Annotated in this window: 12 protein-coding genes; 8 read left to right on the top strand and 4 right to left on the bottom strand. The window is 32.3% G+C overall.

Annotated features, from left to right (window positions below; all coding sequences use genetic code 11):
- The first annotated feature begins 117 nt into the window (after positions 1 to 117).
- Positions 118 to 1,158: a GMP reductase gene (locus ACOOWA_RS16285; RefSeq protein ID WP_421376808.1), complete on the top strand. Its 1,041-nt coding sequence runs from the start codon at positions 118 to 120 to the stop codon at positions 1,156 to 1,158.
- A gap of 59 nt (positions 1,159 to 1,217) precedes the next feature.
- Here the strand turns inward: ACOOWA_RS16285 and fabG are convergent, their stop codons facing one another.
- The 3 genes from fabG to ACOOWA_RS16270 all read right to left on the bottom strand — a co-directional run bounded on the left by fabG (position 1,218) and on the right by ACOOWA_RS16270 (position 4,186).
- Positions 1,218 to 1,961, bottom strand: a complete 744-nt coding sequence (gene fabG, locus ACOOWA_RS16280) for a 3-oxoacyl-[acyl-carrier-protein] reductase (RefSeq protein WP_421376807.1) — start codon at positions 1,959 to 1,961, stop codon at positions 1,218 to 1,220.
- Positions 1,962 to 2,066: 105 nt separating this feature from the next.
- Positions 2,067 to 2,744, bottom strand: a complete 678-nt coding sequence (gene rsmI, locus ACOOWA_RS16275; RefSeq protein ID WP_421376805.1) for a 16S rRNA (cytidine(1402)-2'-O)-methyltransferase — start codon at positions 2,742 to 2,744, stop codon at positions 2,067 to 2,069.
- A 2-nt stretch (positions 2,745 to 2,746) separates the two neighbouring features.
- Positions 2,747 to 4,186 carry a hypothetical protein gene (locus ACOOWA_RS16270; RefSeq protein WP_421376804.1) on the bottom strand — a complete coding sequence of 480 codons (1,440 nt, stop codon included), beginning with the start codon at positions 4,184 to 4,186 and terminating at the stop codon, positions 2,747 to 2,749.
- Between the two features lie 60 nt (positions 4,187 to 4,246).
- Here ACOOWA_RS16270 and ACOOWA_RS16265 point away from each other — a divergent pair, with 60 nt between their 5' ends.
- The 7 genes from ACOOWA_RS16265 to ACOOWA_RS16235 all read left to right on the top strand — a co-directional run bounded on the left by ACOOWA_RS16265 (position 4,247) and on the right by ACOOWA_RS16235 (position 13,539).
- On the top strand, positions 4,247 to 4,831 hold the full coding sequence (locus ACOOWA_RS16265) for a thymidine kinase (RefSeq protein WP_421376802.1): 585 nt from the start codon (positions 4,247 to 4,249) through the stop codon (positions 4,829 to 4,831).
- Positions 4,832 to 4,890: 59 nt separating this feature from the next.
- Entirely contained in the window at positions 4,891 to 5,202 is a 312-nt protein-coding gene (locus tag ACOOWA_RS16260; protein WP_421376801.1) for a hypothetical protein, read from the top strand.
- 314 nt (positions 5,203 to 5,516) lie between these two features.
- Positions 5,517 to 7,964, top strand: coding sequence for a bifunctional UDP-N-acetylmuramoyl-tripeptide:D-alanyl-D-alanine ligase/alanine racemase (locus ACOOWA_RS16255; protein WP_421376800.1), 2,448 nt, complete (start codon positions 5,517 to 5,519; stop codon positions 7,962 to 7,964).
- 2 nt (positions 7,965 to 7,966) lie between these two features.
- Positions 7,967 to 10,123, top strand: coding sequence for a patatin-like phospholipase family protein (locus ACOOWA_RS16250; RefSeq protein ID WP_421376799.1), 2,157 nt, complete (start codon positions 7,967 to 7,969; stop codon positions 10,121 to 10,123).
- A gap of 3 nt (positions 10,124 to 10,126) precedes the next feature.
- Complete coding sequence (ybeY, locus tag ACOOWA_RS16245) at positions 10,127 to 10,534, top strand: rRNA maturation RNase YbeY (protein ID WP_421376797.1); 408 nt, start codon at positions 10,127 to 10,129, stop codon at positions 10,532 to 10,534.
- A 207-nt stretch (positions 10,535 to 10,741) separates the two neighbouring features.
- Positions 10,742 to 12,604, top strand: a complete 1,863-nt coding sequence (gene mnmG, locus ACOOWA_RS16240; RefSeq protein WP_421376796.1) for a tRNA uridine-5-carboxymethylaminomethyl(34) synthesis enzyme MnmG — start codon at positions 10,742 to 10,744, stop codon at positions 12,602 to 12,604.
- Positions 12,605 to 12,717: 113 nt separating this feature from the next.
- A complete protein-coding gene (locus ACOOWA_RS16235; protein ID WP_421376794.1) occupies positions 12,718 to 13,539 on the top strand; it encodes a class I SAM-dependent methyltransferase in 822 nt (273 codons plus the stop codon).
- Positions 13,540 to 14,152: 613 nt separating this feature from the next.
- Here ACOOWA_RS16235 and ACOOWA_RS16230 read toward each other — a convergent pair.
- Entirely contained in the window at positions 14,153 to 15,343 is a 1,191-nt protein-coding gene (locus ACOOWA_RS16230) for a phosphoglycerate kinase (protein ID WP_421376792.1), read from the bottom strand.
- Positions 15,344 to 16,323: the final 980 nt, after the last annotated feature.

The following is a 16,323-nucleotide window of genomic DNA, read 5'->3' as shown; positions in this document are numbered from 1 at the left end:
GTAAAATCTGTGGGAAAACCTATTTATACCTCTATTAAAAATATTCTATAAAAACACTTCCTGTCAGTGTTCTTAAAAATCTTTTCCCTAATTTTAATTAAAATAATTTTTCAAATTATGCGAATAGAATATGATATAAAACTGGGATTTAAAGATGTAATGTTCAGACCGAAAAGATCTACTTTAAAATCCCGCTCTGAAGTAAATCTTGAAAGAGAATTCACATTCAGACACACTAAAAAAAAATGGACAGGAACACCGATTATTGCAGCCAATATGGATACTGTCGGGACTTTTGAAATGGCAGTTGAGCTCGCAAAAGATAAAATAATCACGGCAGTTCACAAACATTATACACCGGAAGAATGGAGTAATTTTTTAAATACTCAGTCTGAAGACATTCATCAATATATTGCTTTGAGTACCGGAACCGGAAAAGCAGATGAAGAAAAAATAAAAACAATCCTTGAAAAGCATCCAAAAATCGAGTTTCTCTGCATTGATGTTGCCAATGGTTACTCAGAACATTTTGTTGAATTTGTAAAGAACGCAAGAACTAATTTTCCCGATAAAATTATTATTGCAGGAAACGTTGTGACCGGAGAAATGGTGGAAGAGTTACTTTTAGTCGGTGCAGATATTATTAAAGTAGGAATCGGTCCCGGTTCGGTTTGTACAACGAGAGTGAAAACCGGAGTCGGCTATCCGCAACTTTCTGCGATTATTGAATGTTCTGACGCGGCTCATGGTTTAAAAGGTCACATCATTGCAGACGGAGGCTGTAAAGTTCCGGGCGATGTTGCCAAAGCTTTCGGAGGCGGGGCAGATTTTGTCATGTTGGGCGGAATGTTTGCCGGTCATGATGAAAGCGGCGGTGAAATGGTAGAAGAAAATGGTAAAAAATATAAACTTTTCTACGGAATGAGCTCCAAAACTGCAATGGATAAACATTCGGGAGGCGTTGCAGAATACAGAGCTTCGGAAGGTAAAACGGTGAAGGTTTCTTACAAAGGTCCGGTTTCGGAAACGGTGAAAGATATTTTGGGAGGGGTTCGTTCAACCTGTACTTACGTTGGAGCTTCAACGCTGAAAGAATTATCAAAAAGAACAACTTTTATCAGAGTTCAGGAGCAGGAAAATCAGGTTTTTAATGATTAAATAAAAAATCCCTTTCGTAAAATTTATGAAAGGGATTATATTTTAGGTCAAATAATCTCTTAAGTAAGCATTCCACCATCAACATTCAAAACCTGCCCGGAAATATAAGAAGACATTTCGCTACCAAAGAAAACGCACGCATTTGCCACATCTTCAGGCTGTCCTCCTCTCTTCAAAGGAATACCTTCTCTCCATCCCTGAACTGTTTTTTCATCTAAAGCAGCCGTCATTTCAGTCTCAATAAATCCTGGAGCGATTGCGTTACAACGGATATTTCTAGAACCTAATTCCAAAGCAATAGATTTTGTAAACCCAATAACGCCGGCTTTAGAAGCAGCATAATTTGCTTGTCCGGCATTTCCTTTTACACCAACTACAGAAGTCATATTGATGATAGAGCCTGATTTTGCTTTCATCATCGGCTTAATTACCGCTTTGGTAAGGTTGAATACAGAATCTAAATTTACCTTGATAATAGTATCCCAGTCGTCTTTTGACATTCTCATCAAAAGATTATCTTTTGTAATTCCTGCATTGTTTACCAAAATATCAATTTTACCAAACTCAGCCATTACGTCATCTACCAATTTCAAAGCAGCATCATAATCTGAAGCATCAGACTGATACCCTTTAATTTGAGTTACAGAACTTAAAGCAGCTTCCAATTCTTTCGCTTTTTCTACAGATCCGGCATAAGTAAATGCAACTTTCGCTCCCTGTTGAGCAAAAATTTCGGCAATACCCTTTCCGATTCCTCTTGTAGCTCCGGTAATCAGCGCTACTTTTCCTTCTAATAGTTTCATATAATGATTATTTATTTTAAACTTAAATAATTTAGTGGTTAAATTATCAGTTTGCAAAGATATTATAATTTGTTATCTGTGATAAGTCAACAGCCTAATTTTGTTTTATTTTAGTGAATTATTTACAATCAAAACAATTTCACCCTTCAATGTTTTACTTTTAGAAAACTCAATCAATTCATCAATTGTTCCTCTTTTTGTTTCTTCGAATTTCTTTGAAATTTCACGACTCAAACTAGCTCTTGTTTCTTCTCCGAAAAATTCTTTGATTTGCTCTAAAGTAGTATTGATTTTATGCGGACTTTCGTAAAAAACAATGGTTTTCTTCTCTTCTGCAAGTTGTTTCAGCTTAGTTTGTCTTCCTTTTTTAGGAGGCAAAAATCCTGCAAATAAAAATTCATTATTCGGCAATCCTGAAACGACCAAAGCCGGAATTAAAGCTGTTGCTCCCGGAAGACAGATCATTTCTATGTTGTTATCTGAACCTGCTTTTGACAATAAATACCCCGGATCTGAAATTCCCGGTGTTCCCGCATCTGTAATTATTGCAATATTTTGTCCGCTTTGAAGATCAGTAATCACTTTCTCCGTTGCAGTATGCTCATTATGCAAATGATAAGATTTTAAAGGCTTTGAAATTTCGTAATGCTTTAAAAGCACACCCGAAGTTCGCGTGTCTTCACACAAGATATAATCGACTTCTTTCAGCACTTTTATGGCTCTGAAGGTCATGTCTTCTAAGTTCCCAACCGGTGTGGGAACGAAATATAGAATTCCGCTCAAAATTAAATATATTTATTTTCTACCAATAACCAGAGTCTCTGCGCATATTCATCTACTTTATCCCATTTTTTATCGTAATAAAGTTCACTAAGATATTCTTTGGCTTCGTCAATATTTCTGCATCTGTTAAGCTCAGAAACTGCATCATTTAAATCTGCCTGGCTTCCTCCGAAAAGTACTTTTGTAAAAGCAATTCTGTCATTCAGATCAAGTCTGAATTCCGGTCTTTGCTTTTCAGCTTCCATAAAATCTGTCGGAATATTTGTTTTAATTAAACTTCCGGTATCTTCTTTTACAACAGGAATTTCAACTTTTTCATGCGGTGTTTCTCTTTCCAAAGGATCATCATCAAAAAGAGTCTGAATATTTTTTAAGCTTCTGATATTTGCCAGTTTGATTTTCTTTTCCTGACGGTAAGCTTCAATATTCTCAAAACTTTCATTGGATTTTAGATTTTCTAAGTTCGGTTCTGACGAAGGTTTATTAATTTCAACAATTTTTCTTCTGTCCGAATCATCTGGTTTTACTTCAATTTCTTCAGATTTAATTTCTTCAAATTCAGAATCTTTTTTAATTTCAGTTAGAATTGCTTCAACATTAGAATTTTCAGTGATAATTTCTTCCTGGTTATGATTAAAGTCGTTTGATTGATATTCAGTTTCAGTTTCTTCAATCAAAATTTCATCTTCATTTTGTTCTGTAGCAAAAATATCGGGAATACTGTGAGTTTCATTTTTTGCAGAATTATATTTATCTGCTTCATCTTCATTGATTTCATTTAATTGATCATTAAAAACTTCCTCTTCTTTGGTTTCCTGCTGATTGAAATTTTCTTCATTAAAATCATCATCGTTCTCAGGCTCAGAATCTTCCAAAATTCGGTCTTCATCTACAAAGCTTAAAGCCTTATCAGTATTTTCCGGTTCTTCATCAATTTCATTCAATTGATTATTAAAAACAGCCTCTTCTTCCAGCTCTAAATGATCTGAAATTTCATCCGAAACAAAATTTTCATCCGCTTCAGGTTGGTTTTCTTCAGCAAGATTTACAATACTTTCATGGAAATCGCTTTCAATAATTTCATTCAGTTGATTATTAAAAATCGCCTCTTCTTCCTCAACTAAAATATTATTTTCTTTTTCTTTAAAAGATTCAGAACCAATTTCATTAAGTTCATTATTAAAAATTGCCTCTTCTTCTGTTACCAAATGAGCTGAAATTAAAACTTCAGATTTGTGATAATCAGAAAAACCTGAATTTTCCTGGCTGTAACGTGCCAGATTTTTATTCAACAATTTCAGAAAAGCAATTTTTTCGGCAAGATCATTCATCAGATCGTGCTTCGAAATCAACTCGTCAACGTTGTTTGTTTTGCCCAAAATATCAATGATATTTTTGGATTCAAAAAAAATCCTATCCTGTAAATCTTGAATGTTCTGCATCGTAGATTCTTATTAAAATTGCTTACTTTTGATCTTAAAATATTACGGCTAATTTAACAAATGTTTTTAGAAAATACAATTAATCATTCCAAACAGAGCGGTTGGATGGAAGTTATTTGTGGCTCAATGTTTTCCGGAAAAACCGAAGAGTTAATCCGAAGATTACGAAGAGCAGAAATGGCGGGGCAGAATGTGGAAATTTTTAAACCTAAAACAGATACGAGATATTCTGAGGAAGACGTAGTTTCCCACAATAAAAATAAAATTCGCAGCACAGCAGTAGAAACCCCTAATGAAATTATTTTGTTGGGATCAAATTGTGATGTAGTGGGAATTGATGAAGCTCAGTTTTTCGATGAAAGTATTGTAGAAATAGCCAATGAACTGGCAAATAATGGAATTCGCGTAGTTATTGCAGGTTTGGATATGGATTTTTTGGGGAGACCGTTCGGACCGATGCCTAATTTAATGGCCACCGCAGAATATGTGACAAAAGTTCATGCAATTTGCAGAAAAACAGGAAATCTAGCCAATTATTCGATGAGAACTTCTGAAGGGAAAAATTTGGTAGAACTCGGAGAAACAGAAGCTTACGATGCAGTAAGCCGCAGAGTTTTTGTAGATGAAGTTTTAAATAAAAAATAATTTTATCTCATATTTATTTTTAAATTTGTTTAAATTTTAATAGTAAATACTCTCAAAAAATGATATTAGAAATAAAAAATTATATAAAAATCAGTAATTCAATCGATGAGATTTTGAAAAACTCGCCTTTTAAAATGAAGTATATCATTGAAAAGACGGGAATTTCCGAACCTACCTTCTTCCGAAAAATGAAAGAAAAAAAATTTCTTCCGGAAGAATTATTGAGAATTGCCGAGATTATTGAACTGCAACCTTCATTTTTGCAATCTTTAAATGATGCTGAAAAAGATATTGACAATGGAATTTACCACTCTCACAGCGAAGTTTTAAAAGTTTCTGAAGAACGCTTTTTGAAAAAGTATGGAAATTAAATGGTCTAGTTTTGCTCTGGAAGATCTAGAACAAATCGAAGATTACATCGGAAATAATTTTACATATAGAGAATATCAAAAATTTATTGAAATTCTCAATCGAAAAATAGAATTGATTTTGGATAGAAAAGTGATCTTTCAAAAGCTTGAACAAAATTCTGATTACAATAAAATTTTGATTACAATAAAATTTTGATTACAGAGCAAACAACACTTATCTATAAACTGGAATCTAAAATCCTTAAAATATTAAGACTTTACAATAATTATCAGGACGATGAAAAAAAGTTTGTGATTGATAATTTATAAATGAAATGAACTACACAATAAATCAAATCGCAGAAATCACCAATACTAAAGTTATTGGGGACGGAAAATTACGAATCAAAAACATAGCTTTTGACAGCAGGATTATTTATTCCACCAAAAACACTGCTTTTATTGCGATTAATACTCAGAAAAATTCGGGTGAAAAATTTATTGAAGCTGCGATCGACAGAGGAATTAGTGTGATTATTTCTGAGCATCAATATCCGCAATTTGAAAACATTAATTGGATTATTGTTGAAAATTCCGTGAATTTTCTTCAAAAATTAGCTCGACATCATTTCAAAAACACTCACTTAAAATCTATAGGAATTACCGGAAGTAACGGTAAAACTATTCTGAAAGAATGGTTGTATCAATGTCTTTGGAATGAATTTACAACCGTGAAAAGTCCGAAAAGTTTTAATTCTCAGATTGGTCTTCCCCTTTCTTTGCTTCAAATCAATGATTCTCACGAACTGGGAATTTTTGAGGTCGGAATTTCGAAGCCAGACGAAATGGAAAAACTGGAAAATATTTTCCATCCGCAGATTGGGTTATTAACGCATATCGGAACTGCCCATCTCGCAAATTTTAAGGCTGAAGAAGAATTGATTGATGAAAAAATTAAACTTTTCAAAAATTCTGAAGTGATTATTTTTAACGGAGATAATATGTTGGTTAACAAAAAAATAAATCAATTATATTCAAGTAAAAAATTAATTTCTTATGGTTTCAAAGAAAGCAATCAGGTTTATTTTAAGAATTTAAATTCTAAAGACGAATATCTTGTTGTAAAATACTTTGATGAAGAAATCTCCTTTCCAGTTCATCAGAGAGACGAGGCGACATTAACCAATGCTTTGGCGCTCGTAACTGTTCTAAAGGAATTAGGAATCGGAAATCAAAAGATAATCGAAAAGATCAACGCTTTAAAGGCAGTTGAAATGCGCTTGGAAGCCATCGAAGGGATTAAAAACAATATTATTATCAACGATTCTTTTAATCTTGATTTAGATTCTTTGAAAACTGCGCTTCAATTTTTGAATGAGTACAAAAAACCTAAAAAATCTTTGGTTTTAACCGATATTTTTGATGTCAATTTTAATTCTAAAGAATTATATGAAGAAGTTTCAGAATTAGTAAACGAACAAAAATTCGACTCTGTTTTCTTAATCGGCGACAAAATATCAAAATTTAGTGATTTATTTAAGTCTAAAACTTATACTTTCATTAATACTCAGGAATTAATTGATAGTAAACATCTTACCGAAATTGAAAATCAGATTATTTTATTGAAAGGAGCCCGAAAATTTGAAATTGAAAAAGTAAAAGATGTTCTTGAACTCAGAAAACATGATACAGTTCTTGAAATCAATCTGAATGCACTTTTACATAACATCAATTATCACAAATCTCTACTGAAACCGGCTACAAAAATGATGGCAATGGTAAAAGCAAACTCTTATGGACTAGGAAGTTATGAGATTTCAGAATTTTTGCAGCATCATCATATTGATTATCTTGGCGTTGCCTTCGTGGATGAAGGTGTTGAACTTAGGAAAAAGGGCATCACTGTTCCTATCGTAGTGATGAATCCTGAGCAGCACAGTTATGAAACTTTAATTGAATATAATTTGGAGCCGGAAATTTACAGTTTCCGTGTTTTGGAATTGTTTTACAAAGCCGTTCAAAAATCTGGTTATGATAAAAAATATCCTATTCATATCAAATTGGAAACCGGGATGCATCGTCTTGGTTTTAAAGGCTTTGAACTTGATCAGTTAAGCGAATTTTTAGAAAATTTGAATGTAAAAGTTCAAAGTATTTTCAGCCATCTTTCGTCTTCAGATATACCGGAAGAGAAAGAATTTACCTTAAACCAATTGCAAATATTTGAAAAAAATTCAAATTATTTAATTAAAAAATTGCAGTATACTCCTATCCGTCATATTTTAAATTCTTCTGGAATAACCAGTTATACCAATCATCAATATGATATGGTAAGAATTGGAATCGGAATGTTGGGAGAATCACCAAATTTTGATATACAAAAACAATTGCAGTCTGTCGTAAGTTTCAAAACAGTAATTTCACAAATTTCTTTGGTAGAAAACGGTGAATCTGTGGGTTATAGCAGAAGATTCAAAGCTGATCGTCCAACAAAAATAGCCACTATTCCTGTCGGATATGCAGACGGAATCCCAAGATTAATTGGAAATCAGGTTGGAAATGTGGGCGTTCATAAAAACTTAGCACCTATTGTAGGAAGCATTTGTATGGATATGATGATGATCAACGTAGATAATATCCCGAATATAAAAGAAGGAGATACAGTCACTGTTTTCAATTCAAAACCAAGTTTAAAAGAATTTGCAGAATATTGCAAAACCATTACTTATGAAGTATTAACATCCATTTCACCTCGTGTAAAACGGATCTATGTAAAAGATTAACTATGAGAAAAATTCTGATACTTTTATTTGCATTTCAGTTACTTTTGATTCAATCTCAGGTAAAGAAAAACCTGGTGATTCCTAAAAATCCAAGAATCGGATTGTCACTTGCAGGTGGCGGTGCAAAAGGTTTCTCTCATGTAGGTGTTCTTAAAGTTTTGGATTCTTTAGGTGTAAAAATCGATTATATTTCGGGAACAAGTATGGGATCAATTGTGGGCGGTCTGTATGCTTCAGGATATTCCGGAAAAGAAATTGAAAAGATTGTAATGGATACCGATTTCTACTCATTGATCAGAGATCCGAAATCGAGAAAAGAAAGCACTTTCTTCAACAAAGCTGTCGACAAATATCTCTTTTCTATTCCCTTGCAAAACGGAAAAATTACACTTCCCTCTTCCATCAGTTCTGGCCAAAAGAATGTTTATCTCTTGAAAGAGCTTTTTAAGAACGTTTCCAACATCAACGATTTTTCAAAACTTCCAATTCCCTTTATGTGTGTAGCTACCAATCTTGAAAGCGGAAACATGGAGATTTTTGAAAAGGGAGATTTGGTGCAGTCGATTATGGCAAGCTCAGCTTTTCCATCGTTAATGAATCCCGTAAAAATTGGAGACAGTATTTATATCGACGGAGCAATGACGGTTAATTATCCTTCAAAACCATTAAAAGACAAAGGAATTGATATCGTTATTGGTGTAGATTTAAATCAGGATCTTTCAAAAAGAGAAGATTTGAATAATATTATCTCGATTTTAAATCAGGTCATAGATTTTGGTATTCAAAAAGATACCAAAAGACAATACAAATACACTGATATCAATATTAAACCAAATCTTGCCGGAATGACTGCAACAAGCTATGACGATAAGAAAAAAATACTTGACAGCGGTTATGTAGAAGGCATGAAATATTCGGCAGTTCTTGATCAGCTTCCAAAACGTGAATTTGAACGTCTCAGACAGTCCGTAAATCCTATATATTCTAATGTCTATAAGATTGACAGCGTATCAATAGATGGCGGTAAAATATACGGTAAAAACTACGTTCTCGGTAAAATGGGGCTTCGTCTTCCATCAATGCAAACGTACGGAAGCATTAATAAAGGTTTAGACAAACTCGTAGCAACTAATAATTACCGATTCATCAATTATGACATTGTCACAGAAAATAATCTGAATTATCTTAAATTATACGTGACAGAAGATGAAGCCAGGCATTTCCTGAAAGTTGGTTTACATTATGATGAAATTTTCAAAACCGGACTTTTGTTAAATTATTCTGCAAAGAGGTTACTATTTAAAAATTCAAATCTTTCCTTAGATGTAGTTATAGGAGACAAGCCAAGGTATTATTTAAATTATTTTGTTGATAATGGCTATATTCCGGGATTCGGAGTCTATTCTTCCGGGATGAGTTTTGATTTGAAAGGAGACAATAATATCAATATTGACAAATGGGAATGGCTTCGCAATGAGGTATACATACAATCTGTTTGGAAAGATAAATTTGCAATCGGGACAGGACTTAGTCACGATTATTTTGAAGCTGAAATGAATGGTACAAACAAAAGGTATAACCGGTTTTTAAATCCTTATATTTTTGTAAAAACAGATACTCAGAATGACAGAGATTTTCCTACTCAGGGTATTTATCTTAATGCTGAAGGAAAAGTAATTGATTTACTTAAGTCTGATGTAGAAAAACGTTTAATTCAGGTTAAAGCAGATGTAAGAGTAAATCTGCCAATTACAAAGCAATTGAGCTATCGCCTGAATCTCTATGGCGGAGTAACCATCGGCGAAAATCTTCCGCAATATTATCAATACAGGCTAGGAGGAGTTTTTGAGCAAAACATTATTAATTTTCACAACTTCTCTGGATTTTATTTTGCACAGCTCAACACAAACAATGTCGTGATGGTTTCAAACGATTTACAATATAAATTTTACAAAAACTTATTTCTAAGCGGAAATTTTACATTTGCCAATCTTTCAGATGACATTAGCTTTGAAGATGCCGTAAAGGTAAATTACAGTTCATTTGGAGCAACGATTGGTTACAAATCACCTTTCGGACAAATAAAGTTCAATTTTGGACATTCACTTAAAAATAATCAAAAAGGCGTATTCAGTGTTATTTTAGGACACTGGTTTTAAATTATGATACAATTCTTTTACGAAAACATATCCGAATCTGTTAATACAGAATACAAAAAATGGCTGGAAGAAATTATTCTTTCTGAACGAAAAAAACTGGGCGAAATCAATTATATCTTCTGCAACGATGATTATTTATTGAAAGTAAATCAGGATTATCTTCAGCATGATTACTACACAGACATTATTACTTTTGATTATGTAAAAGGTAAAACGATAAGCGGTGAGATTTTTGTATCTTTGCAGCGCATTTCAGATAACGCTTCTACCCTATCAAAAGATTATGAAGAAGAACTGAGAAGAGTTTTAGCTCATGGCGTTCTTCATCTTTCCGGCTATAAAGATAAAACCGAAGAGGAAGAAAAATTAATGCGAAGTAAGGAAGATTTTTATTTAGCAAAATACCGTTAACATTTTAAATTTTTCTTTTAGGAGCTTAATCCCGCTTTCCGCACTCGCTATTTTCATTTACAAAAAGAAAATGAGCTCAGACGAATGCTGCAATCGGGCTATAAAACCCCGCACACAGGCGTATTTGTCTTGTAATTTAAAAGAATGTTTCACGTGAAACATTTATAGAAAAAATTAAAATTTAAGGCTTAAAATAAGCAATAAAATATGATTTCAGAAATATATGATGTAATTGTAGTTGGTGCCGGTCACGCAGGATGTGAAGCCGCAGCTGCAGCAGCGAACTTGGGTTCAAAGACTTTGCTTATTACAATGAACATGCAAACCATCGGACAGATGAGCTGCAACCCTGCAATGGGAGGAATCGCAAAAGGACAAATTGTACGAGAAATCGATGCAATGGGAGGTTATTCAGGAATTATTGCCGACAAATCTGCAATACAATTCAAGATGCTAAACCTTTCAAAAGGTCCTGCAATGTGGTCGCCCAGAACTCAAAATGACAGAATGCTTTTCGCAGAAGAGTGGCGTTATGCATTAGAAAATACTCCCAATCTCGACTTTTTCCAGGATATGGTTAAAAGCTTAATAATCGAAAATAATAAAGCTGTAGGAGTTGTGACTTCACTAGGAATTGAAATTAGATCTAAGTCAGTCGTTCTCACAAATGGAACCTTTCTAAATGGATTAATCCACGTTGGAGATAAGCAGTTAGGAGGCGGAAGAATGGGTGAACCAAGAGCTTTTGGAATCACCGAACAACTTGTTTCTTTTGGTTTTGAATCTGGAAGAATGAAGACCGGTACTCCACCTAGAGTAGATGGCAGAAGTCTTGATTACTCTAAAATGGAAGAGCAAAAAGGTGATGAAAATCCTCAGAAATTCAGCTATTTAGATACTCCCAAATTAAACAAACAATTAAGTTGTCACATCGTTTATACCAACGAAACGGTACACGATATTTTACGTGAAGGATTTGATAGAAGCCCGATGTTTAATGGTACAATTCAGAGCTTAGGACCAAGATATTGTCCATCTATTGAAGATAAAATTAACCGTTTTGCAGAAAGAAACAGACACCAGTTATTCGTAGAACCTGAAGGCTGGAAGACTGTTGAGATCTATGTAAACGGTTTCAGTTCTTCTTTACCGGAAGATGTTCAGATCAAAGCAATGAAGCATATACCAGGATTTGAAAACGTAAAAGTATTCAGGCCAGGTTATGCCATTGAATATGACTACTTCCCTCCTACTCAACTAAAGCATACTTTAGAAACAAAATTAGTTGATAATTTATATTTCGCAGGACAGATTAATGGTACAACTGGTTATGAAGAAGCAGCGGGACAAGGATTAATTGCAGGGATTAATGCTCATAATAAAGTACATGAAAAAGATGAATTTATCTTAAATAGAGACGAAGCGTATATCGGAGTTTTAGTAGATGATTTAATCACAAAAGGTACAGAAGAACCTTACAGAATGTTCACTTCAAGAGCTGAGTACAGACTTCTTTTAAGACAGGATAATGCTGATATCAGACTAACCGAAAAAGCTTTTGAATTAGGTCTAGCTAAAGAAGATAGATTAAGAAAAGTAGAAGAAAAAATCGCAAAAAGCCAGGAACTTGAAGCATTTTTACGAGAAACTTCTTTAAAGCCTGGAATCATTAATCCTATATTGGAAAGTATGGAGAGTAATCCTGTAGATCAAGCTTACAGAGCTTCGCAATTTCTTACCAGACCAAATATTACATTGCAAAATCTTGACGAAATTGATATAATTAAAGAATTTACATCTCAATTCACAGATGAAGTTCGTGAACAAGCCGAAGTAAATATCAAATATAAAGGTTACATTGAAAAGGAAAAGGAGAATGTTGCAAAACTAAACCGTCTTGAAAATGTAAAAATACCTGAAGATTTTGATTATCTGAAAATTTCAAGTTTGTCTGCAGAAGCAAAGCAAAAAATGAATAATGTCAGACCAAAAACAGTTGCTCAAGCTGGAAGAATAAGTGGTGTTTCGCCTGCCGATATAAATGTTTTACTGGTTTATTTAGGCCGTTAAATACAAAATGTTTCACGTGAAACATAGGGAGAATAAAAGCCGAAATTAAGGTATTTATAAACTTATCATAAGCTCTAAATATCTTAATTTTATTATTTAAAAGAATAATTCAAATGAAAATAAAAGATCATTTTCTTTCACAAGAAGTTTTTGAAATTAAAGAAACGGAAACAAAAGGAGTTTTTAAAACCTCCCCTATTCCATCGAACATTTCAAAATATTATGAAAGTGAAGACTATATTTCTCATCACCAAGACTCAGGAAGTTTAAAAGAAAAACTGTATAAATTTCTTCAGTCTTTTAATTTACAATACAAAAAAACAATACTTTTAGATCGAATTAATAAAGGTTCGAAAGTTTTAGATTATGGATGCGGTGCAGGAGAATTTGTAAAATATATAGAAAATGATTTTGAAGTTTTAGGATTTGAACCTAATTCAGATGCAAGAAAAGCAGCGCAAAATAAGATTTCAAAAGCAATAATTTTAGATAATATCAATGCACTTGAAGATCACAGTTTGGACGCAATTACGCTTTGGCATGTATTTGAGCACGTAGAAAATCAAGATGAAATGCTTGAAATTTTCAATAAAAAATTAAAAGAAAAAGGGTTATTAATTATCGCTGTACCCAACCCTACTTCTTACGATGCAAAACATTATAAAGAATATTGGGCAGCATACGATGTACCAAGACACGTGTATCATTTTTCTAAAAAAGGAATGGAAAATTTGATTTCAAGGAAGCCAAATTGGAAAATGAGAAAAATTAAACCTTTAATATTAGATTCGTTTTATATCTCCATGCTGAGCGAAAAATATAAGAAATCTTCTTTTTTTTGGCTAAAAGCAACAGTCTACGGAACAATTTCTAACATAAAAGCCCTTTTTTCTAACGAATTTTCGAGTTTGATATACATTATCGAAAAAAAGTAGAAAATCGATTTTTAACCTATTTCTTAAAGTCGATTTTTAGCATTTTCTCTATAAAATTCAAAAAATTCAGGATTAAATCTTGAGTTATTATTTTTTTTAGAACTATCAATTTAAATTATTTTATTATAAAAAGTCTGAAAATTTTACTTCTTACCTACCTTACTACAATTTCTTATAAAACATTTTAAAATCTGATGTGCCTAAATTTCTTGAGATCATTAAATAAGCAGATTTAAAATTGACAAAGTTTTGTAAAATTTAAAGGCAAAAATTTTTATGATTTTTTAAATTGAAAATCTACAAGGTAGAGATTTTCATAAAATTAAATTTGAAAGTTTTAAATGAAAAATTCACTGTTCAGCATATCGTAAAAGAAAAAATAGAAAAATTTGCATTTAAAAAAGTAAATTCTCGCAAAAACTATCTATATTAAGCTTTATTTTAAATTTAGATATAAATGCTATAGAAATATTTATTTATGGATTTTAACCATATTTATGAAAGTCAATTTTTCAACATTTTCCAAGAAAATAAAAATTTAACTGATTTTATAGGAAAATAAAAAAGTCTGCCGAAAATCCGACAGACTAAAATTTATAAAAAGAGAAATTTCTTAATTGTTAATTGCAGCAACTCCCGGAAGTTCTAAACCTTCCAGACTTTCAAGCATCGCTCCACCACCAGTTGAAACATAACTTACTTTTTCGCCATATCCGAATTGCTTAACAAAAGCTACACTGTCTCCTCCACCAACTAACGAAAAAGCTCCTAGTTTTGTAGCTTCAGCAATACTATCACCTAAAGCAATAGTTCCAGCTGAGAAATTTGACATTTCAAAAACTCCGATAGGTCCGTTCCAAAGAATTGTTCTTGAATTTAATAGAACATCATTAAACTGATCTCTGGATTTTGCACCAGCATCCAATCCCATCCAACCTTCAGGAATTTCATAGATATTTACTTCTTTTCTTTCAGCATCATTATTAAAACTTTCAGCAATAATAGTATCTGATGGAAGGTAAACTTTTACATTATGTTCTTTCGCTTTTCCTAAAATCTCAAGAGCTAAAGGTAATTTATCTTCTTCAACTAATGAAGTTCCAATCTTTCCGCCTAAAGCTTTAATGAAAGTAAATGCCATTCCGCCACCAATGATTAAATTATCAATTGCTGGTAAAATATTTTCTATAATGGTAATTTTAGTTGAAACTTTAGAGCCTCCAAGTATCGCTGTAATAGGCTTTTCGCCACTTTTTAAAACTTTATCAATCGCTTGAAGTTCTTTAGCCATCAGTAAACCGAAAAATTTAGTTGAATTGAAAAACTGAGCAATAACAGCTGTAGAAGCATGTGCTCTGTGGGCTGTTCCGAAAGCATCATTCACATAAGCATCGGCTAATTTAGAAAGTTTTTCAGCAAAAGCTTCATCACCTTTTTCTTCTTCGTTATGAAAACGTAAATTTTCCAATAAAAGGATTTCTCCGGCTTTTAATTCTGAAGCTGCTTGCTCAGCTTTTTCTCCAACGCATTCATTTACAAATTTTACTTCCTTACCAAGTACGTCAGAAACCTCTTCTACAATATGTTTTAAAGAAAATTCATCCTTTACTTCTCCTTTTGGTCTTCCTAAGTGAGCCATTAAAATTACAGAACCTCCATCTTTAAGAATTTTATCAACTGTAGGTTTTACAGCAACAATTCTTGTATTGTCTGTAACTTTCAGCTGGTCGTCTTGCGGAACATTAAAATCTACTCTTACAAGAGCTTTTTTATCCTTAAAATTGAAATCATTGATTGTTTTCATATATACTTTTGTTAGTTTCTTCAGTCATAGAAAATCAACTTGCATATACAGTTCTCAGAAACTGCAGAGGCAGGTCGATATCTTAAATTCTTTTTTGATTTTTGTTTCACAAATGTAAGATTTTAAAGTCTCGCAAAAAATCTAATCTTTCAAAAGTTTTCAAAATTTTCCAAACAAAGCAACACTCATCAATCAACACTATCTTATTTTTTTTATAGAAAGAAAAGAATGAATACTGTTGTTAAGTGTTGTGAGTTTAGGGGATAACTTTAAAATTAAAACTTCATAACACTTAATTTAGTTACAATTGATAATTAATTAACAAAATAAATGACTGAAAATCTGATTTTTCGAACACTTACCAACAAATATTAATAACTTTTCCACTATTACTATTCTGAATAACCGAATTATGGAAAAACTTAAGATTAGTCTGAAAAAAGTTTTTGAAAATTTTTGCCCGAAAATTTGGAAGCAACTTTCATTACTAATTTTTCTGGTGATAAAAAATATTATTTTTAACAAAGTTTTCCACACTTATTCACAATGCTTTTAACATTTTGTTAGAATTTAATTAACAATTATTAAAGTTTTTATGAAACAGATACATTAAGGGCTAAATTACTCTGAAAATCAATTTGTTGCTTTTATGTTAATCGTTGGTAACTGTTTTGAAAGGAAAATTATACAACAAAGATTTTTAAGATCAAGAAGCAAAAAATTTATTCAGACGGAAGAATTTTAAGCTTCAGCGAAGAAGAGAGACTTTATAATCTACAAAGTTGATTTTTAAAACTGAATGAGATTAGTATGTTTTTAATTTGTTATACCAAATCCAAAGTTAGGTCTTCAAGCGCAAATGATTACGGAATTGAAGAGATAGCAATTTATGGAATTCTAATGAAAAAGCTCAAGAACGATAAAAGCAGAAATTAATTTGTATAAAAGTGTTATTATTCTTCAGATGTATAATTTTGCTT

Source organism: Chryseobacterium sp. GP-SGM7, from assembly GCF_049166575.1.
Classification (GTDB): Bacteria; Bacteroidota; Bacteroidia; order Flavobacteriales; family Weeksellaceae; genus Chryseobacterium.
Note: the sequence above shows the minus strand (reverse complement) of the source record. Positions and strands in the feature narration are given on the sequence as shown.